The sequence below is a fragment of the Colwellia sp. 12G3 genome, from assembly GCF_002836775.1.
GTDB lineage: Bacteria > Pseudomonadota > Gammaproteobacteria > Enterobacterales > Alteromonadaceae > Colwellia.
Genome location: NZ_PJAQ01000066.1, coordinates 107,423 through 127,800 on the forward strand (window position 1 = coordinate 107,423; position 20,378 = coordinate 127,800).

At 39.2% G+C, this 20,378-nt stretch carries 17 protein-coding genes; 14 read left to right on the plus strand and 3 right to left on the minus strand.

Annotated elements, in window-relative coordinates; genetic code table 11:
- Positions 1 to 6: 6 nt before the first annotated feature.
- The 10 genes from CXF71_RS14845 to CXF71_RS14890 all read left to right on the plus strand — a co-directional run bounded on the left by CXF71_RS14845 (position 7) and on the right by CXF71_RS14890 (position 9,853).
- Positions 7 to 753 (plus strand): DUF3261 domain-containing protein, encoded by a 747-nt coding sequence (locus CXF71_RS14845; RefSeq protein WP_101233731.1) that lies wholly within the window; start codon positions 7 to 9, stop codon positions 751 to 753.
- A gap of 34 nt (positions 754 to 787) precedes the next feature.
- Positions 788 to 1,993, plus strand: coding sequence for a beta-ketoacyl-[acyl-carrier-protein] synthase family protein (locus CXF71_RS14850; protein WP_101233732.1), 1,206 nt, complete (start codon positions 788 to 790; stop codon positions 1,991 to 1,993).
- Positions 1,994 to 2,039: 46 nt separating this feature from the next.
- Positions 2,040 to 2,507: an ApeP family dehydratase gene (locus tag CXF71_RS14855; protein WP_232771503.1), complete on the plus strand. Its 468-nt coding sequence runs from the start codon at positions 2,040 to 2,042 to the stop codon at positions 2,505 to 2,507.
- Positions 2,508 to 2,578: 71 nt separating this feature from the next.
- A complete protein-coding gene (fabG, locus tag CXF71_RS14860) occupies positions 2,579 to 3,304 on the plus strand; it encodes a 3-oxoacyl-ACP reductase FabG (protein WP_101233733.1) in 726 nt (241 codons plus the stop codon).
- Between the two features lie 227 nt (positions 3,305 to 3,531).
- The gene (locus CXF71_RS14865) at positions 3,532 to 4,761 is read left to right on the plus strand and encodes a beta-ketoacyl-ACP synthase (RefSeq protein ID WP_101233734.1); all 1,230 of its coding nucleotides are present in this window, start codon (positions 3,532 to 3,534) and stop codon (positions 4,759 to 4,761) included.
- 4 nt (positions 4,762 to 4,765) lie between these two features.
- On the plus strand, positions 4,766 to 5,608 hold the full coding sequence (locus CXF71_RS14870; RefSeq protein WP_101233735.1) for a MipA/OmpV family protein: 843 nt from the start codon (positions 4,766 to 4,768) through the stop codon (positions 5,606 to 5,608).
- Between the two features lie 254 nt (positions 5,609 to 5,862).
- The gene (locus CXF71_RS14875) at positions 5,863 to 6,084 is read left to right on the plus strand and encodes a FeoA family protein (RefSeq protein ID WP_101233736.1); all 222 of its coding nucleotides are present in this window, start codon (positions 5,863 to 5,865) and stop codon (positions 6,082 to 6,084) included.
- A gap of 40 nt (positions 6,085 to 6,124) precedes the next feature.
- Positions 6,125 to 8,323, plus strand: a complete 2,199-nt coding sequence (feoB, locus tag CXF71_RS14880; protein ID WP_101233737.1) for a ferrous iron transport protein B — start codon at positions 6,125 to 6,127, stop codon at positions 8,321 to 8,323.
- Between the two features lie 159 nt (positions 8,324 to 8,482).
- A complete protein-coding gene (locus CXF71_RS14885) occupies positions 8,483 to 8,797 on the plus strand; it encodes a hypothetical protein (protein ID WP_101233738.1) in 315 nt (104 codons plus the stop codon).
- 36 nt (positions 8,798 to 8,833) lie between these two features.
- On the plus strand, positions 8,834 to 9,853 hold the full coding sequence (locus tag CXF71_RS14890; protein ID WP_442871939.1) for a 6-phosphofructokinase: 1,020 nt from the start codon (positions 8,834 to 8,836) through the stop codon (positions 9,851 to 9,853).
- 179 nt (positions 9,854 to 10,032) lie between these two features.
- Here the strand turns inward: CXF71_RS14890 and CXF71_RS14895 are convergent, their stop codons facing one another.
- Entirely contained in the window at positions 10,033 to 11,049 is a 1,017-nt protein-coding gene (locus tag CXF71_RS14895) for a LacI family DNA-binding transcriptional regulator (RefSeq protein ID WP_101233740.1), read from the minus strand.
- A 276-nt stretch (positions 11,050 to 11,325) separates the two neighbouring features.
- Between CXF71_RS14895 and CXF71_RS14900 the strand changes: the two genes are divergently transcribed.
- From CXF71_RS14900 to CXF71_RS14915, 4 genes are all read left to right on the plus strand, one after another.
- Entirely contained in the window at positions 11,326 to 12,594 is a 1,269-nt protein-coding gene (locus CXF71_RS14900; RefSeq protein WP_101233741.1) for a sugar MFS transporter, read from the plus strand.
- A gap of 75 nt (positions 12,595 to 12,669) precedes the next feature.
- A complete protein-coding gene (locus CXF71_RS14905) occupies positions 12,670 to 15,282 on the plus strand; it encodes a glycoside hydrolase family 3 protein (protein WP_101233742.1) in 2,613 nt (870 codons plus the stop codon).
- An 18-nt stretch (positions 15,283 to 15,300) separates the two neighbouring features.
- Entirely contained in the window at positions 15,301 to 16,161 is an 861-nt protein-coding gene (locus CXF71_RS14910; protein ID WP_101233743.1) for a hypothetical protein, read from the plus strand.
- A gap of 128 nt (positions 16,162 to 16,289) precedes the next feature.
- Positions 16,290 to 17,423 (plus strand): glycoside hydrolase family 16 protein, encoded by a 1,134-nt coding sequence (locus CXF71_RS14915; protein WP_101233744.1) that lies wholly within the window; start codon positions 16,290 to 16,292, stop codon positions 17,421 to 17,423.
- Positions 17,424 to 17,506: 83 nt separating this feature from the next.
- On the opposite strand, the gene CXF71_RS14920 is transcribed toward CXF71_RS14915, so the two are convergent.
- Together CXF71_RS14920 and CXF71_RS14925 are read right to left on the minus strand one after the other, a co-directional pair.
- On the minus strand, positions 17,507 to 18,295 hold the full coding sequence (locus tag CXF71_RS14920) for a polysaccharide deacetylase family protein (protein ID WP_101233745.1): 789 nt from the start codon (positions 18,293 to 18,295) through the stop codon (positions 17,507 to 17,509).
- 514 nt (positions 18,296 to 18,809) lie between these two features.
- Entirely contained in the window at positions 18,810 to 19,979 is a 1,170-nt protein-coding gene (locus CXF71_RS14925; RefSeq protein ID WP_101233746.1) for a carbohydrate binding domain-containing protein, read from the minus strand.
- Between the last annotated feature and the right edge of the window lie 399 nt (positions 19,980 to 20,378).

Here is a 20,378-nt window from a genome sequence, read left to right on the forward strand (position 1 = left end):
TAACTTATGTCGATACAGCTATTAGCAAGGGTAAACATAGCCATTGAAGGTACTAAAGTGCTGGTAAAGTTTAATGAAAGTATAAAATTACTCATCATGGTCTCTAGCTTGATTTTCTTAACGGCTTGTAGTGTATTGACCCAAGGAAGTCCTAGTCATAATGCTAATGTATACTCAAAAATTATGCCGTTATTGCCTGTGCCTAATGCATTACAAAACAGGGTTTGGTTAGAAAAATTCACCTTCTCATTTGATAAATCTACTAGCAGTAAAAGCAGTAGTCAAAACTCAGCTAAAGCATCAACAGATAAAGTAAGTGGTTATGCTAAGCAAAGCATGCTGCTACAAACAGAGCTTTCTAAACAAGGTATTAATATTGCCGCGATGAGCTTTGATGGTATACCGCTTGCTCAAGCGAGTTGGCACGGTGGTAGTCAAGCGGTTAAAAGTGAGCTGACAGTGGCGAAACACTTCGATGCTAAACAGGTACTTCATGATCTGCAGATAGTCAATTGGCCAATAAATAGCATTGCCCCAGCTTTGGCAAAGAACATGAGTGTTGATGAAAAAATAGTGCCAAATTCAATCACAGGCATAAAAATTAAAACGCGACGCTTTTATCATCAAGGTGAAGTGATTATAATTATCCGCTATCAAGCAAAAGAAATCAGCTTTGAACAACTCAGTGCGGGCTATAGTTTACTGATTACTCGTTTAACTGATAATGATTTAACGGCTGTATTAAAGCCGTAACAAATAGTAATAAACAAGTAGAAAGAAAACGCTTATGAAAGAAACGTTATACATTAATGATTTTGCACTAGTGAATGCGCTAGGTAGCGACAAAGAAACGATTAAGAGTAAGCTATTAGCTGGTTCACAATCTGGCTTGAGCTGTGTCGAAAATTTATTACTTGAAGGACCTATTACCGTAGCTGACGTAACAGAGTCATTACCTGACTTAAGTGATAAGCCTAAACATTTACAAAGTAGAAATAATCAATTAGCCGCGTTGGCACTTAATCAAATTAAAGCGCAAGCTCAAGCGTTGATTGAACGTTTAGGCGCTGATCGTGTTGCTATTATCGTTGGTACCAGTACTTCAGGTATTAGTGAAGGTGAGCAAGCCATGCAAGTGCTGCAACAGCAAGGTGAATTTCCTGAGCACTATGATTATCGTCAACAAGAAATTTATAACTTAGCTGAATTTATCAGTGAAGAACTGGCAACAACAGGCATCTGTTTGACCATTTCTACTGCGTGTTCATCAAGCGCTAAAGCCTTTAAAACGGCGAGCGAAATCATTGATGCCGGTATGGCTGATGCCGCTATCGTTGGTGGTGTCGATACTTTATGTGGTATGACAGTAAACGGCTTTTATGCACTTAACTCTACCGCTAGCGGAACATGCCAGCCTTCAAGTGCTAATCGTGATGGTATTAACATTGGCGAGGCGGCTGCTTTAGCTATTTTAACTAAAGATGAAGCAAGCTCTTCACATAGTGTCAGATTATTGGGCGTAGGTGAATCAAGTGATGCTCATCATATGTCAGCACCGCACCCAGAAGGTGAAGGGGCCATTGTCGCGATGCAAAGTGCACTTGCCGAAGCTGGCATTAAGGCAAGTGATGTTGATTATATTAATTTGCATGGCACGGCAACACCAAAAAATGACGCTATGGAAGCGGCCGCAGTTGCGCATGTGTTTGGTAAAGAAATACCTTGTAGCTCAAGCAAAGGACTTATTGGTCATACACTTGGGGCTGCAGGCGCTACCGAAGTTGGCTTATGTTGGTTGTTACTTTGTCAAGAGGGCGATGACGAGGGAAACTATAGCTATGCTCCACAGGTTTGGGACCATGTTATTGATGAGAGCATGCCAGCGCTTAAGCTTGTTGCCATAGGTGATAAGAAAACTAGCCCGATTCGATGTTGTTTATCAAATTCATTTGCTTTTGGTGGTAACAACGTCAGTGTACTCATTGGGCGTTAAGCCTAAAGACGCTAAATTATAAATACGATAAAAGTATAAGTTTTATATGACCATGAAAAAAAATAGTTACCCGATTGAAGCCGTTGTACCACACAAACACCCGATGATCCTCATCGATGAGTTAGTCGCGTACAGTGATCTTATTGCCCAATGTTCGCTGAAAATAACGAGCAAAAGTAATTTTTATAATGACTCTACGCAAAGTGTGCCAAGTTATGTTGCCATTGAATATATGGCGCAGAGTATTGCCGCTTTTGCTAATGCCAATGAAAAAGATCAAGGTGGTAAAGTCGCCATAGGTTTTTTAGTCAGTAGCCGAAAACTGAAAGTATTTGTCAGTGAATTTACCTTAGGCATGCAACTTATAGTATCAATTGAGCAACTGTATGCTGAAGAATCAGGCTTGTCAGCTTTTGATTGTTTTATTGAACATGACGGGAAACGCGTGGCTGAGGCGAAAATAAACATATTTCAACCGCAAGATGCTAATGCTTTTTTGGCAGAACAATCTTAAGTAGTACCTCGTAATACGAAATTAAGTTAAGCAGTAGTCAGTTTAATAAAACAAAAAAAAATGGAAAAATAATGTCTAGACGCATTTTAGTAACAGGTTCAAGTAAAGGAATAGGCAAAGCAATTGCTTTGAAATTAGCACAAGATGGTTTCGCTATTACCGTACATTGCCGCTCTGGTGTTGCAGACGCAGAGCAAACGATTAGTGAAATTGTCGCGCTAGGCGGTAATGCCGACCTATTACAGTTTGATGTCAGCGATAGAGCAGCAACCAAAGCTGCATTGGAATCGTATGTTGAAAAAAATGAAGTCTTCTATGGCGTAGTATGTAATGCCGGTATTACCGCGGATACGGCTTTCCCTGCAATGACTGATGATGAGTGGGATAATGTCATTCATACTAACTTAGATGGCTTTTACAATGTATTACGCCCGCTAGTGATGCCTATGGTACAAACGAGACGTGGCGGTAGAATTGTTACTATGGCTTCAGTGTCTGGTGTTATTGGTAATCGCGGTCAAGTAAATTACAGTGCCTCAAAAGCTGGCGTTATTGGCGCAACTAAAGCGTTATCACTCGAGTTGGCAAAACGGAAGATTACCGTTAATTGCGTAGCACCGGGTTTAATTGATACCGGTATGACTGATGACTTACCTATGGATGAAATCAAAAAAATGATCCCGTTAAAGCGTGCAGGCACAGCCGAAGAAGTCGCTCATACGGTGAGCTTCTTAATGTCTGATGGCGCAGCTTACATAACAAGACAGGTTATATCCGTAAACGGAGGTATGGCATAATAATCTCGACCTTGTCGTTTTAGTAAGGTAATTCATGCGTTAAAAGTACTCATTGACTAACGTCAACTCCGTGCTTTTGCCTTTGAATTACCTCCTACAACTTAAAGGTCGGCATTATTGGTTGAGAATAATAGTATTAAAGATAAGTATTTCTTTTAAAATATTAGCTTTAGTTAGAAAAATCAGTTAGAAAACTAATTGAAAAATATAACCGTGCAGGAAAGAAAATGAACAGAGTTGTCGTTACAGGTATGTCAGTAATCACCGCATTAGGTGATGATTGGTCAACATTTAAAGAGGCCTTAATTAAAGGCGAAAATGCTGTACAGCTAATGCCACAATGGAGCAAGATGGACGGCTTGAATACCCAAGTGGCAGCACCTGTTAATCACTTTGAAAAACCAGCGCATTATAAACGTAAACAAGTTCGCTCTATGGGGCGAGTTTCTTTAATGGCAACTCGCGCAACAGAGTTGGCGCTTGAACAGGCTAATTTACTTGACGATCCTGCACTAACCGATGGTAATACGGGTATTTCTTATGGCTCTTCTATTGGTTCAACAGAGCCACTAATATCTTTTGGTCAAATGTTAGAAAATGGTAATATGACCGGCGTTACTGCGACCAGTTATATTAAAATGATGTCACATACTGCGCCTGTGAATGTCGGTGTTTATTTTGGCTTGAAAGGGCGAGTGATAACCACTAGCTCTGCGTGTACCTCAGGCTCTCAAGGCATAGGTTATGCGTATGAAGCGATAAAGTTTGGTCGACAGAAGCTGATGGTTGCTGGCGGAGCTGAAGAGCTTTGTGTAACCGAAGCAGCAGTTTTTGATACGTTATATGCCACGAGTATTAAGAATGACACGCCAAAATTAACACCAAGGCCTTTTGATAAAGACCGTGATGGATTAGTTATTGGTGAAGGTGCAGGTACGTTGATCCTTGAAGAATACGAACATGCAAAAGCACGCGGTGCGACGATATTGGCTGAAGTAGTCGGTTTTGGTTGTAATTCAGACGGCGTTCATGTGACTCAACCAACAGCACAGACCATGAGAGTCGCAATGGATCAAGCATTAGCCGACGCAAATATCGAGGCCTCTGCTATTGGCTATGTAAATGCCCATGGTACCGCCACCGAAAAAGGTGATATTGCCGAAACAATTGCTACAGCAAATGTTATGGGCAAAGTTCCCATCAGCTCATTAAAAAGTTACTTAGGTCATACGTTAGGTGCTTGTGGCAGTATTGAGGCGTGGGCCAGTATTAATATGATGACGGATAATTGGTTTGCGCCAACTATCAACTTAACGTCGATAGATACCGAATGTGGCGATTTAGATTATATTCAAGGGCAGGGACGTCAGATCAATACAAACTATGTAATGAGTAATAATTTTGCCTTTGGCGGTATTAATACCTCATTAATATTCAAACGTTATACCGAAGATTAAGTTTATGTCTCAACATGTGAGCCTTTTATTATTCATATTACTTTTATTTGTTTATCCTAGTCAGGCTAAGCAAAATGAAGAGTCAAAATCCGAGGCGATAATTGAAGTGGGTATTGGTGCTTTTGCTATGCATTTGCCGCAATACCTCGGCTCAGACCAATCTGATAGTTATGTTGTACCGCTTCCATATTTCTATTATCTAGATGATGACTTTAAAGTGGACCGTAATCAGTTTACCGGTAAGCTTTGGCAGGATAATAACTTTTACTTAGACCTTTCGGCGTCGGGCGGAGTAAAGGTGAACAGTGAAGACAACCTAGCACGAAAAGATATGCCCGATCTTGATTGGGTGTTTGAGTTAGGTCCCTCCATCAAGTATTACTTTACCGGTGACCCACAACAAAGCAGTTACTTTTATGCGGAATTTTTTACCCGTAAAGCGACCGCTACCGATTTTAGCTCCTTCACTAATGCTGGTTGGCGCTACGGACCAAGTATTACCTATCAACAGGCATTTTCTTCTCCTTGGCTCAATCAAGGCAAAGGCGAGTTTGAGTTTACTACGCGCGCTAATGTCAATTTTTCCGATAGTAAGTATATTAATTACTATTATGGCGTCTCCCCACAGTACCAACAAACAGCTCGGCAAACTTATCAAAGTGATGGTGGTTATGCGGGTAGCGATATTTCAGTTGGCTTAACCTATAAAGTTAATGATTGGTGGTTGGGCGGCTTTGCGCGTTATTATTATTTATCTGGGGCTGAATATGAGGCGAGTCCTCTAATAAAACAACACAGTAACTGGTCATTAGGATTTGGTGTCGCTTGGATTTTTTATAAAAATTAATACCACAACATTTAATTATTAGCCACTTGGGCAGGTTAAAATATCCTTACCGCGCCAGCCTTGATTTATGCTCTTTACGCATAACAAGATCACACACTTAATAGAAATGATATAACTTGATCAATATCAAGTGAGTAGCCCAGCTTTTACTTTTGTATTTGTGGACTAACTGCTACAATCTAAATAATAGTAATTATCATTTGCTCTTAGGTTACGACCTTGAGTAAGATCGATTTATCTTTTGGATTTATATCATGACCCTAGCCGAACTTCCCCTTAATAAACCAGCCAAAATTAGTGCTTTGCCTAAAGATGAAGCTATCGCCGCTCAATTGATTGAACAAGGATTTACGCTCAGATCACACGTATCATTAGCACACAAGGCTCCCTTTAATGGTCCTATGGCGTTTCGTTTACACAATACTAAAATTAGTATTCAACGTACTATCGCAGAGCAAATTGGCGTTAATTTCTAATTAATTAATGAATAGTAAGCAACCTCAAAAGAATCTTTCCGTGAAACAATCAAAACATTTCGCACTGGTTGGCTTTGCCAACTCAGGTAAAAGCACTTTATTTAATCTGTTATTATCCGATAACCCAAGTAATAAAAAGCAAAGTAAGCAAAACGTAGGCAATTGGTCTGGTGTAACGGTTGCCGCTAAAAAAACGAGTTTTACCTTAAATAAGCAAGCAGCCTATTTATCCGATTTACCTGGCTTAAGTTCATTGGAAAGCCATGCAGAGCAAGGTAAAGACCTCACTATTTCCCAATCCTTTTTACAAGATAATGATATTGATTGCTTAGTCAATGTTGTTGATATTAATCAGTTGAGTCGCCAACTTTATTTAACTAGTCAGTTGCTCGAGTTGGGCGTACCTATGATAGTGGTACTTAATAAAACTGATCGTCAAAAGCATTTAGATATTGATATCTCTCAGCTAGCAACCGAATTAGGTTGCCCTGTTATTGCTATTAGCGCGCAAAAGAATGATGCCTTAGCAAAAGTGCAACTGGCATTAGGTCAAATGACAGCTAAGATATCTGCCAATCATCAAAACATTGTTGATAGTGCTCGCTTAGAAGAAACTCAAGAACAAAAACTACAACCTAAAAAAAGCGTTAAGGCAATGCAAGCCCGTTATGATTACATCAGCGATATGCTTGCCCGTGTCAGTAGTGTTGATGCAACTAACGCTGCTTTTGCCAATCCCGCTTCGGCCAATCAGCCCTTTTCAGAAAAAATTGATACGGTTGTGTTACATCCATTAATGGGCGTGCCGGTATTTCTTGGCGTGATGTACTTACTCTTTATGTTTGCCATCAATGTTGGTAGTGCCTTTATCGATTTTTTCGATATTCTCAGTGGTACCTTATTTGTTGCTTACCCGCTGCACTTTCTCGCGCCGTTAGATTTACCGCAATGGATCCTGACAATCGTTGAAGGCTTTGGTAGTGGTTTGCAAACAGTGGCGACGTTTATACCGGTAATTGCTTGTTTATTTATTGGTTTATCACTACTTGAAAGTTCAGGTTATTTAGCGCGTGCTGCCTTTGTGGTAGACAGTGTCATGCAAAAAATTGGCTTACCCGGTAAAGCTTTTGTTCCTTTGATTGTCGGCTTTGGCTGTACTGTTCCAGCGGTAATGTCAGCAAGAATTCTTGATAGTGAACGAGAACGTATTACCACCGTAATGATGTCGCCCTTCATGTCATGTGGCGCAAGGTTACCTGTTTATGCGCTATTTGCTGCAGCATTTTTTCCTGATAACGGTCAAAATTTAGTGTTTTTATTGTATTTAGTGGGTATTGCCGCCGCTATATTTACCGGCTTCTTATTAAAGAAAACGGTATTATCAGGCTCTACCTCATTAAATATTATGGAATTACCTAATTATGAGATGCCAAAAATTAGCAATCTAAGTAAGCGAGTGTGGCAGCGTACCAGTAGTTTTGTCACTGGTGCAGGTAAAACTATCGTGATTGTGGTGTGTTTATTAAACTTTTTGAATTCTATTAGCACTGATGGTCAATTTGGTAACCAAGACAGTGAAAACTCGGTATTAAGCCAAGGGGCAAAAATAGTTATGCCCCTACTCGCACCTATGGGCGTTCAAGAAGATAACTGGCAAGCAGGCGTAGGGATTATCACCGGAATATTTGCCAAAGAAGTGCTGGTTGCTACCTTTAATAATTTATACTCCCCACATGCTTCAGAGGGCGAAGCCGAGCCATCGTTATCACAAAGTTGGCAGGATGCTACTGCCAGTATAAAAGAAAATTTATTAGGTATTGCCCCAGATGATCCTTTAGGTTTCAGTGTTGGTGAAATCAGTGACTTAAATCTTGCAGCACAAGAACAAGGCGTTGAATTAACTACTTATCAGCGTATGCAGTTAGCTTTTGTCAGTCAGTTAGGCGCTTTTAGCTATTTATTATTCATCTTACTTTATACACCTTGCGTTGCGGCAATGGGAGCAATTAAAAATGAAGTAGGTAGTCGTTGGGCAGGATTTGCCGCGATTTGGAGTTTTACTTTTGCTTATTTAGTAGCAACCTTATCTTATCAAGTTGGTACTCTTTTGGTTACTCCTGTTAGTTCTAGTATCACCATTGCCCTTGCTTTATTAACCTTTGTGCTGATTTATTTTTGGCTCAAACATAAAGGCAAACGGGTGTTAACTATTCCCGTTCGAGTCAGTTATTCTTCTTAGGGATTCGTTATATTCATTTTGTTTTTATTGTTACAAATTATCAAACGTTAAATCAGGGTGAAAATGGAAATCCCAGTCAGATGAATCATACTTGTGAGGTGAAATTATGCTTCTATGCATAACTTAATAAGTGTTTTTTATTAGATTGGAGGAATTACTATGATGATCGCAAAATGGTGTATTGATGCTAAATTTGGCCACAAACCAGAAGTAGTAGAGTCATTAACTCAGTGGTTTGAAGAAATAGGTTCTCAAATAGGTTGGACTAAAGATAACTCTAGAATTTTAGTAGGCTCTGTTGGCGCGCTTGAGTCGAGTATTATTTCGGAAATAACGATAGAAAGTTTGACCGACCTCAATGATGCTTGGCAGAAACTAGGTGATATTGAAGAACATAAAGCTTGGAGTAAAACCTTGGAGCCCCATGTGGTTTCTGGCACGCCCAAGTGGGAAATATATCGAATAATTGATTAGAAGGACTGAGTTATCACTAGCAATACAGCGATAAAAATCAAACGAATTGGTATTTTAACCAGTGGTGGTGATGCGCCAGGAATGAACGCCGCTATTCGTGCGGTTGTGTTAGCAGCTCACCACCATCATATAGAGGTGATTGGTTTCTATCATGGTTTTAACGGCTTAGTATGTGAAGAGCATATTGCCATGGCTGAATCATTAACCTTGGTAAAGGTAAATAGCATCATCCACCTAGGTGGCACAATATTAAAGAGTGCTCGCTGTCAGTTAATGCATGAAGAGAAAGGCTTAAAGTTAGCGGCAAACACGTTAAATGCACACAATATCGATGCCCTTGTCGTCATAGGTGGTGATGGCTCTTTTTCTGGCTTGCTGGCGCTTAAACAATATTGGCCGGGTCAGATGATTGGTATTCCTGGGACGATAGATAATGACTTAGATGGTACTGACTACACCATTGGCTTTGCTACAGCCGTTAATACGGGCATAGAAGCGATTGATAAGATTCGTGATACCGCCGATGCTTTTGAGCGAATATTTATTGTTGAATTGATGGGGCGTCACAGCGGTCATATTACCTTTAATGTCGGTATTGCCTGTGCCGCTGAGCAAGTGCTCTCTTTTGAGAATTTCCCTGTCGATGATCAACAAGTGAGGTTATTGCAGTTAGCTAACGAAATTAAAACGGCACAAAAAAATCGTCACGGTAGTTATATTATTGTTATTGCAGAAAACCTTTGGCCTGGTGGCGCTTTTGAGCTGGCTAAACAATTAAATAAACAAGCTGACATTGAATGTACCGCTTGTCTTCTCGGGCATATTCAACGAGGTGGCTCACCTATTGCTAAAGATAGAATATTAGCAACAAAAATGGGCGTGGCTGCTGTTCAAGCTATTATTAGTGGTGAAACTAATGTCATGGTGGCAGAGAAAAATAATGCCATGCACCTCATCGTTCTTGATGAGGCGATTAAGCACCAAAAGCTAGTAAGTAAGCAACTTATTGATGCGCAGCAAAATATCTTGGCGTTAACGGCGCAGACGCAATGTTAAACTAGCTTAGCTTCTCGCTTAAAACCCAGACTACTGATAATTCAACCGAGAATGACGCGGAGCTGACTATACGGCAAGATTCTTGCTGCTACACTAATCTACTGTATGAATAGGCGTATACATACAGTAGGAGGACCGTCATTTAATTTGTGCTTTTTAAAGCGACCAAAAAAATTCGATTATTTTTTTATCCCTGCAAGCACTTTTACCACAGATTCTCTTTTAATGAGTTCAGGGGAAAATAAATTCTTTATATCTAGGTCTTTTTGCTTATACACATTTTTTAATATCCATTGTGTGGACATTTTTGCCATTGCTTTAATCGGGTTGTTAATTGTCGATAATTGAGGAAATAAATACTCGGTAAAATAAGCGTTATCAAAACCAATAATTGAGCAGTCAGAAGGAATGTCAATATTATTATCTCTTGCGCCTCTCATTGCTCCTGATGCCATTTCATCATTTGCACAAGCTACCGCAGTGAATAAAACTTTATTTTTGATAAAATCGTTAATTCCGTCTCTACCACTTTGGGTCAGATAATCACCTTCATAAAATAAAGCCTTGTTAAAAGGAATTTTAGCTTCGATTAATGCTTTTTTATGACCCGTGAAACGTTCAGTCGAATCTTGTTTTGATAATGGACCCGAGATATATGCGATATCTTTATGGCCACACTCTATTAAATGTTTCGCGGCTAAATAGCCGCCTAATTCATTATCTAAATAAAAGCAGTTTCCTCTTATTTCTGGGATATTACGGTTTAAAATAACGAAAGGTATTTTTTTTCGACTGAGTGTAATTAAGTCGTCATCTGACATTGCATCCACTAATAATATAAGCGCATCGCAATTTCGGTCTATTAAAAAATCTAAACCCTCCTTTTCACTTTCTTCATCACTGTGACCTGCTGTTATCACAGCGTGCTTGCCTGCATTTCTTAGTGCTAATTCAATACTACTTAACATGTCACCAAAAAAGGGTCCGTGAAGTTCTGAAACTAAAACACCGATACTGTCTGAACGGCTGGAAGCTAAAGAGCGAGCAACAGAATTTGGGCGATACTCTAATTCAGCCATTGCCGCCATGACTTTCTTTTTAGTTTTTTCACTAACGTGTTCATGATCATTTAAAACTCTTGATACAGAAGATAGTGATACGCCTGCAAGTGCTGAAACTTCGTAAATGGTCGCCATTACTGTCCTTTAGCGTGATACTGAATAAAAATATTTTGGTTACTTTAACATGAAAGTAGAAGGCATACCCGGCTGAATACCTGATGTAACATAAGTTTACTATCCCATAGGTCTTTATAAAATGAAAGCGCTTCCAGTATTTTGGGGAAATGTGTTGCAATTTGTACCGTATGGATCAAGAATGGAAGCGCTTCCAATTGTATGGCAGGCGCAAAAAAAAACTAAAAATCATATTAGTTAACACATAAAACAAAGAACTTACGCGGGGAGAAAAAGATGGCGAGCTCATCAATACAGACACAGAATATTGAATATTCAACGAAAGGTGGTAGTGAAAATTATACTTTTGCACTAACGTCATTAACCTCTTTATTTTTTATGTGGGGTTTTATTACCTGTTTAAATGATATTTTAATTCCGCACTTAAAAGGTGTTTTCGACTTATCTTATAGTCAGGCTATGTTGGTACAATTTTGCTTTTTTGGTGCTTACTTTATTGTTTCTCTGCCTGCGGGTTTACTGGTTAAAAAACTTGGTTATCAAAAGGGCATTGTTTTAGGCTTGGTCATCGCAGCCATTGGTTGTTTATGTTTTTATCCCGCGGCCAACATGCACAGTTATCCGGTTTTCTTGATGGCACTATTTATCCTTGCCAGTGGTATTACTGTATTGCAAGTATCCGCTAACCCTTATGTCAGTATGTTAGGCGATGCTAAAACAGCCTCATCTCGTTTAACCATGACTCAAGCGTTTAATGCTTTAGGTACTACCGTAGCACCATTTTTTGGCGCATTTTTGATATTAAACCATGCCTCAGAATCAATGTCTGCTCAAGCGTCAGCAGAAGCGGTGCAAATGCCTTATGTATTTCTTGCCGCAATGTTATTAGGGCTTGCTGCTATTTTTGCTTGGTTAAAACTACCTAACTTATCGATTGCAGATGATATAGATGATAAAGACTTATCTAAAGACACGGGTAGTGCATGGCAATATAGCCATTTAGTACTCGGTGCTGTTGGTATCTTCGTTTATGTTGGTGCCGAAGTCGCAATAGGGAGTTTTTTAGTTAGCTTTTTAGCCGACCCTACTATCGCTGGTCTGGAAGAATCTGAGGCGGCAAAGTATATTGCTTATTACTGGGGCGGAGCCATGGTTGGCCGTTTTGTCGGTGCTGTTGTTATGCAGAAGGTAGCGGCGGGTAAAGCGCTATTTTTTAACGCTACTCTGGCTGTTATATTGATTTTAGTGGCTATTTTATCCTCAGGCACACTTGCGATGGTGGCCATTTTATTGGTTGGATTATGCAATTCAATTATGTTCCCAACCATTTTTAGTTTAGCGATTAATGGTCTAGGTAAACATACCAGCCAAGGGTCGGGTATTTTATGTTTAGCGATTGTTGGCGGAGCCATTATACCTCTTTTTCAAGGGCTTTTAGCTGATACTATTGGTGTTCAGCAAGCGTTTTTCTTACCAATATTGTGCTATTTCTTTATCGCTTATTACGGTCTATCAGGCAGTAAAGTCAAAGTGATCGCTAACTAAATAATATTCACGATTTTTCACCTATGGAATATTAATAATTAGCGTCAATTATTAACGTAAATAAGAAACAACTTTATGAAACATATAATTAAAAACAACCTACTAAGTTCTAAAGCTAGTGCCGGCATACTATGCTTAGCTGTAACATCGCTGCTAGTTGGCTGTAATGGCACAAAGCAAGAGACTGCTCCTACCATAACGCTTGCTCAACCCGCATCATTGCAACAAACAAAAGCCTCAACCAATGTGGAGATCTGGCCAAAACTTGATATAGCAGTAAAGGCAGATCCGGTTATTGAAGCTAAAGTCGCATCATTATTAGCTACCATGACGCTTGAACAAAAAGTGGCACAAATGATTCAACCAGAGATTAAAGATATTACTGTTGAAGATATGCGCAAATATGGCTTTGGCTCTTACCTTAATGGTGGTGGTGCTTTTCCAAATAATGATAAGCATGCAACACCGGATGACTGGGTCAATTTAGCTGAAGACATGTACCAAGCATCAATCGACGATAGCTTAGATGGCAATAGTATTCCCACTATCTGGGGCACAGATGCAGTTCATGGCCATAACAATGTTATCGGCGCTACCTTGTTTCCTCACAATATTGGTTTAGGGGCAACAAATAATCCTGAGCTAATTGAAAAAATTGCTGCTATCACCGCAACAGAAGTCATGGTAACCGGCATTGATTGGGTTTTTGCACCCACAGTTGCTGTTGTGCGTGATGATCGTTGGGGCAGAACGTATGAAGGTTACTCTGAAGATCCTGAAATAGTTAGAACATATTCATCAGCGATAGTAGAAGGGCTGCAGGGCGCTGCTAATAAAGATTTTCTTGGTGATAAGCGAGTTATTAGTACGGTAAAACACTTTATCGGCGACGGCGGGACTGAAGGCGGCGATGACCAAGGAAATAATATTGCATCCGAGCAAGCGTTACTGGATGTACATGGTCAAGGTTACGTTGGTGGTTTAACTGCTGGCGCTCAATCTGTTATGGCATCGTTCAATAGCTGGCACGGTAAAAAGAACCATGGCAATAAATACTTACTTACTGATGTGTTAAAAGATCGTATGGGATTTGATGGCTTTGTTGTAGGTGATTGGAATGGTCATGGACAAATTAAAGGTTGCTCAAATGAAAGCTGTGCACAAGCGGTAAATGCGGGGTTAGATATTTTTATGGTGCCAACAGATGCTTGGAAGCCACTTTATGAGAATACTATTGCCCAAGTGAAAAGAGGTGAAATTGCGCAAACTCGTATCGATGATGCTGTGAGTCGAATATTACGTGTTAAATTTAGAGCGGGAATTTTCGATAAACCAAGCCCAGCCAAAAGAGCACTTTCAGGAAAAACAGAACTTATTGGTGCTATTGAGCACAGAGAAGTTGCCAGACAAGCAGTAAGAGAGTCGTTAGTTTTATTGAAGAACAAAGGCAACTTATTACCTCTATCAGCAAATCAGCATATTCTTGTTGCGGGTGATGGCGCCGATAATATTGGCAAGCAGTCAGGTGGTTGGACTATTACTTGGCAAGGCACGAATAACGTTAATGGTGACTTTCCCGGTGGCAGTTCTATTTATGAGGGCATTGAGCAGCAGATTAAGACTCAGGGAGGTAGTGTTGAACTCAATGCTGATGGTATTTATAAAACTAAACCCGATGTGGCTATTGTAGTCTTTGGTGAAGAACCCTATGCAGAAGGCGTAGGTGATATTGAAAACCTAGAATACCAACAAGGTGTTAAACAAGATTTAGCATTATTAACTAAGCTTAAAGCAGAGGGAATACCTGTTGTTTCATTATTTATTAGTGGCCGTCCACTATGGATTAATGCTGAGCTTAATGCGTCAGATGCGTTTGTTGCCCTATGGTTACCAGGTTCAGAAGGTATTGCTGTGGCTGATGTGCTGTTTACTCAGAAAAACGGTGCAATCAATTATAACTTCACCGGTAAATTATCATACTCTTGGCCTTCAACAGCTAACCAAACCAAGGTAAATCGCTTTGATAAAGAATATCAGCCATTACTGCCTTATGGTTTTGGTTTGAGCTATGGCGATAAAAATATATTAGCCGATGACTTAGACGTTATATCCCAACAAACTACCGCAAGTTTACAAAAAATCACCCTCTTTGAAAGCGCTATTAAGGCACCATGGAAAATGGTGATAACAGATAGTGATTCGTCGCGTGTTATGACCAGCAGTATTATTGAAAATAAAGCGGTATATTTGCGAACCATTGATAAAAATGTTCAAGAAGATGCAAGAAGAGTTGTATTTAAGGGCTCAGCAAAGGGTAGCGTCGCTTTTACCAGCTTACATGCAATTGATTTAACGGCTTATAAAAAGGCTAACTCGATACTTGAGCTAACGGTGCGCTTGCCTGAGACGCAAGATGTATTAGCGCAACAAGGCACGTATGTATCAATGGGCTGTGGTGAGCAATGTTTAGGTAAAGTGAATATAGCTCAAGCACTATCATCATTAAAAGTTAACCAATGGCAGACGCTTACTATTGATTTACAGTGTTTTGAAAAAGCGGGCGCAGACTTAAGTAAAATTATGAGTCCATTTGCTTTATCTACGGAAGCACAATTGAATATCGATTTTATGGATGTTTTTATTAAGCCAAATAGTGCTGATTCAGCAAACGTTTCTTGTCATGAATAAATAGGCTAAGTTTACGTAATGCATAATTTATATCGTGTTTTTATAGTTCTTTTCTTCTCAATTAGCAGTGTAGCTCATGCTACGGATACTATATTTTATCCTTGGTATGATGAAGGGAAGTTCAAAGAGGATGGTTATTACTTAGCATTACTTGAACTGGCGCTTGAAAATTCTAAAGAGGAATTTGGTGAATATCAGTTGCAAAAAGCGATTCAACCTATGTTTCAAAATAGGGCGATAGTAGAGATTAAAAATAACCGAAACTTAAGCGTCATCTGGACGATGACGTCGCAAAAGCGTGAGCAAGAATTAAATGCTATCAGGATACCGATACTCAGAGGTCTAGGTGGCTACCGCATTTTTTTGATACAAGAGGGACAACAAGATAAATTTTCTAAAATCAAAAGTGCTAAGCAACTTAAAAAACTCTATGCTGGACAAGGGTATGATTGGCCAGATTCTTATATTTTAACCGATAACCAATACCGATTAATCACCGGTCCTGGTCATACAACTTTATTTAATATGCTCCAGCACGGTCGTTTTGATTATATGCCTAGAGCATTGCATGAGCCTTGGAATGAAGTAGCTATGTTTAAAGGACTGCAAGTAGAGTCGTCACTGGCGCTACACTATCCTTCGCCCTATTATTTCTTTGTCAGCAATGACAACCCGAAACTAAAAAAACGGATAGAAATAGGTTTAATCAAAGCTGAAAAAAATGGAAGTTTTCTACGACTATTTGATAATCATCCTGTGACGAAAAATATGCTGGCTACAGCAAAACTAGGTCAAAGAAAAATATTAAAACTAAAAAATTCATTTTTGTCTAGGGAGACTCGACAGGTTATTGAAAAAGTAGCGCCTCTAACATTCTAGAGTCTCTGCTTTTTATAAAAATTTACCTAATGAAAATGAACGAATAATAGACTTTTATAAAGTCATCTCAGGTGTTTACTGGCGTTTAAGAATATAACTACAATAATAACTAAAATAGAGATAAAAATATGAAACAGTTCTTACAAGGGGTGATTATAGTTTGTGTTGCCATCGGCTTAACTGCTTGTGGTGGAAGCAGTGCTGAATCAACAGCAGTTGCAGAATCAACAACTCCAGATAATTCAGCAACACCTGATACCATAACGGATACTACAACGGAAAATCCTCAAGATCCTACCGACATGGTATTAATCAGTGACCAATGGCAACTGGTTTGGCAGGATGAGTTTGATAATGAAATCATTAATTTAACTAAGTGGTCTTTGGAAGTGAATTGTTTTGGCGGAGGCAATAACGAGCAGCAATGTTATACCGACCGTGCTGAAAATGCCTTTATTGAGCAAGGCGTTTTGAAGATAGTCGCTTTGAAAGAAAACTTTATCGGTCCGGCGGCTCAAGATGATGATGCTAATTATAATCCGAGTAATACCCGTACTTTACCTTATACATCAGCTAGATTACGCAGTAAAAACAAAGGCGATTGGACATTTGGTCGCTTTGAAATTCGCGCGAAATTACCCCAAGGACAAGGGACTTGGCCTGCTATTTGGATGTTACCGACAGACTGGGCTTACGGCGGCTGGGCTGGATCAGGTGAAATCGATATTATGGAAGCGGTTAACTTAAAAGCAAAATCTGATGAAAGTGGTGCCTCAGTAGATCAAGAAGAATCAAGAGTTCATGGCACCTTACATTATGGACGAGCATGGCCTGAGAATGTGTATTCGGGTCAAGGATTTAATTTACCTGGAGGTATAAACCCAGCAGATGATTTTCATGAATACGCGGTTGAATGGCAAGCCGGAGAGATTCGCTGGTATGTTGATGATATTCATTTTGCTACGCAACGGGATACTGGATGGTACTCACAATATATGAATAATGATGGCGTATTAGTTAATGGTGACGATGGTGCCCCCTTTGACCAAAAATTTCATTTATTGTTAAACTTTGCTGTGGGTGGTGCTTGGGCAGCTAATGTTAATAACAAGGGCATTGATGAAAGTGTTTTTCCGCAATCATTAGAAATTGATTATGTCCGAGTCTATGAATGTTCTGTTTCGCCATCAACAGGAGCAGGTTGTGAAGCGATTGCTGATGATGCTGCGTTGGTAGAAGGCCATCAAGCACCAGCGCTGTAATTGCTCAAGTACTCTGAAAAATGCTTATTGATTGATAACGGATATATAGAACGATTAAATGCTAATTAAGACTTTAAAAGGTATTAGTTAGCATTTTTTTTTACGTATAAACTTATATTTCGATAAGTATCTACCCAATAAATAGCTTTATTATTAACTAGGTAATCTAATAACTCTTGATGAGCATGTTTTGATACCGAAAGGTGATCGCTACCAACGCCATGAAAAGTAAAGTTAGCGATAGTGCCATGCAGAGCCGCTTTTTGTGCGTAAGCTATTAGTTCAGCGCCTGAGTTTCCTGACGGCGTCCAAACTGGCGCATCCATAACATTTATTGAGCGACGATTTTGTGGGATTTTTCCTACATGCGACTTAATACCAACAAAAGTGTTATGAAGAGCAGCTACGTAGTTTTTATTTTCTACAATTTGATCGGTACAAGGTACCGTAAAAGTTCTGACGGTTTCACCATCAATTGCTTTTAAAAATGAGTTGGCTGTATGCACTTCTTGAATAATTTCAGCAAAGTACTTTTTATCTAAATCATTATGTTTTGGTACCCATGCTCTATTGGGCAATGATCCTCGACAAGCATGATTAATAGAATGATTTCCTAATTCATGGCCCTGTTGAGCCGCTTTTCGCCAATCAGTTAAACGATCTGCCACAGTAGATGAATTAAGTGTTAAATAGAAAGTCGCTTTAAGGTTGAGCTTATTAAGGGCAGGTAAAACATGATCAAGTTGACTGTTTAAAGCATCATCATAGGCAAGGTTTACCGCTGCTTTGGCATTATTGGGCCAAAGCAATTTCTCATTAGCTAATGAGGGAAGCGATAGTATTACCGGTAAAACAATCAAATATTTAACCATGTTTTTCCTTAATTTTCTTAGTCATCTATTTATAATATTGAATATAAAGATATATATCAAATGGATAAAAAACCTTGAGGTTTTCATTTGATAATTCGACAAATGAATCTCTCTATGGTCTAACAATCCACCCATATTTTCATAAGCCTGAACATATAGCTATTCTCTCTACGATATCTAACGTGGCCAATTCATATGCTTAAATAGGTATTTAGTGGGTGTAAATCGGTATGATTTTAAGTGCCATTGATAATGGAATTACCGCTGATATGATAATTGCTGGTTACTTAAAATGTATTAGGAGGTTATAAAAGTTATATTTTTTGTATTAACTAAGGTATGTTGTCAACGCTTGATGCGTAACATTTATCAGGTGTTTTAGTTAAATTAATTGAGGTGTAATAATAAAAATATTGATGATATCTAAAGAGATACCATCAATATTGGAGTAATATATCATTATATAAAGCTTGAGCAATTAACCGCTACTCTTCAGCTAAATAATACTAATGAATTACTGAGCAATGCCTACAGTGATGTCGTCTAGAGAAACGTCACCGACTTCATCACCCATATCAAATAATACACGGCTATTGTCATCACCAAAAGCGGTTGCAGGAACAACAATAAAATAGGTTACCCATTCAGTCGTTATAGCAACAGATTCTACCGCATTAGTCCACGGGTCATGTGCTAAACCAACGCCAACAGTAATATTACGAGCAACAGAAGCTTTCGCTTTAAATTCTACGACATAAATTGCATCAGGAATGATAGTCATCACTTGACTTAAGTTAACATCCCATGGGTTACCAGCATTTGCTATATAAGCTTCGTAGTGGCTTCCTACAGGAGGAGTTGTGTCAAAAATATTAGTGCCCGCAGAGTCGATAAGTGAGATATTACGTAATGAAATATCTCCCGGAATTGCACCACCCATATCAAAGATAGTACGACTATTATCATCGCCAGCTGCAGCTGCTTCCATCAACGTATATGTTTGCCATTCAGTTGTTAACTCAACTGTATGTGTGTTATTCGTCCATGGGTCATGAAACAAACCAAAACCCGCGGTCATAGGACGAGGAGCAGAGGCTTTAGCATCATAACTTAACGTATAAACTTCACCCGTCACTAAAGTTAAAGGATGGCTGATACCTGTATCATATACATTGGCAGTTGGCTCTGGAACAGCATGCTCATACACATACACACCTGGCGCTTCAGACCAATCGGTAAGTCCTGCATCAAATGAACTATTTGTTAATAAGTTGCCTGCTGTATCTGGCTTGCCACCACTGCCTACTGAAATAAGAGCATTCTCAGAGGTATTAAACATGCCATCTGTTACGTTTACGGTGACAGAACTAAGACCCTTATCACCTGATCCAGGAGTACCTGATAAAACGCCTGTGCTGGCATCAAAATTTAACCAAGAACCATCGGGAAGAATTGCTGAGAAAGTTAAGTCATCACCATCAGCATCGCTTGCAGTAAAGGTATGACTATATTCTTCATCTACTGCAGCCGCTGTTTCAGCAGCTGGACTAGTAAACTCAGGAGCCGCAAATCTTGGTCCAATAGAGTCACCATCTACTGGCTCCAAATCAGCACCACAGCCAGTCAGTGCAATAGCTAAAGCTAAAGTTGACAGCTTAATTTTTAAATGTTTAGTTTTCATCATGTAGTATTCCCCTAGATATTATATTGTTAGAACTGCACACTCACACGGCTTAAAAGATGAAAAAACAATATGTTGTTTGTCCAATTGCAACGTCTGATGCAGCGAGTCCATTTATATGGGTATCGCTATTAATCCCACTGGAAGCGCTACCAATTTTTTATAGAAATGCTTCCAATTTATTTTGGAGCACAACAATCTTATTCTGGAAGCGCTTCCATTTATACCACCAGTAATGCTTATAACAAAGGCTTTTTTTACATTTCTTCACTTTTTTTAAATTTACAACTAATATATTGACGGTAAATTTTTAAGGGGAACAGTATATAAAGTAACAAACTCAACCGGCTATTGAATCTGTCTGTTAATCGGAAGTAATTTAATTCGACCTCGTATGAAAAT

Excerpts from the sequence above, each read along its gene's own strand:
- CXF71_RS14845 (WP_101233731.1), top strand. The coding sequence starts at position 7 with ATGTCGATACAGCTATTAGCAAGGGTAAACATAGCCATTGAAGGTACT.
- CXF71_RS14850 (WP_101233732.1), top strand. The coding sequence starts at position 788 with ATGAAAGAAACGTTATACATTAATGATTTTGCACTAGTGAATGCGCTA.
- CXF71_RS14855 (WP_232771503.1), top strand. The coding sequence starts at position 2,040 with ATGACCATGAAAAAAAATAGTTACCCGATTGAAGCCGTTGTACCACAC.
- fabG (WP_101233733.1), top strand. The coding sequence starts at position 2,579 with ATGTCTAGACGCATTTTAGTAACAGGTTCAAGTAAAGGAATAGGCAAA.
- CXF71_RS14865 (WP_101233734.1), top strand. The coding sequence starts at position 3,532 with ATGAACAGAGTTGTCGTTACAGGTATGTCAGTAATCACCGCATTAGGT.
- CXF71_RS14870 (WP_101233735.1), top strand. The coding sequence starts at position 4,766 with ATGTCTCAACATGTGAGCCTTTTATTATTCATATTACTTTTATTTGTT.
- CXF71_RS14875 (WP_101233736.1), top strand. The coding sequence starts at position 5,863 with ATGACCCTAGCCGAACTTCCCCTTAATAAACCAGCCAAAATTAGTGCT.
- CXF71_RS14885 (WP_101233738.1), top strand. The coding sequence starts at position 8,483 with ATGATGATCGCAAAATGGTGTATTGATGCTAAATTTGGCCACAAACCA.
- CXF71_RS14895 (WP_101233740.1), bottom strand. The coding sequence starts at position 11,049 with ATGGCGACCATTTACGAAGTTTCAGCACTTGCAGGCGTATCACTATCT.
- CXF71_RS14900 (WP_101233741.1), top strand. The coding sequence starts at position 11,326 with ATGGCGAGCTCATCAATACAGACACAGAATATTGAATATTCAACGAAA.
- CXF71_RS14905 (WP_101233742.1), top strand. The coding sequence starts at position 12,670 with ATGAAACATATAATTAAAAACAACCTACTAAGTTCTAAAGCTAGTGCC.
- CXF71_RS14910 (WP_101233743.1), top strand. The coding sequence starts at position 15,301 with ATGCATAATTTATATCGTGTTTTTATAGTTCTTTTCTTCTCAATTAGC.
- CXF71_RS14915 (WP_101233744.1), top strand. The coding sequence starts at position 16,290 with ATGAAACAGTTCTTACAAGGGGTGATTATAGTTTGTGTTGCCATCGGC.
- CXF71_RS14920 (WP_101233745.1), bottom strand. The coding sequence starts at position 18,295 with ATGGTTAAATATTTGATTGTTTTACCGGTAATACTATCGCTTCCCTCA.
- CXF71_RS14925 (WP_101233746.1), bottom strand. The coding sequence starts at position 19,979 with ATGATGAAAACTAAACATTTAAAAATTAAGCTGTCAACTTTAGCTTTA.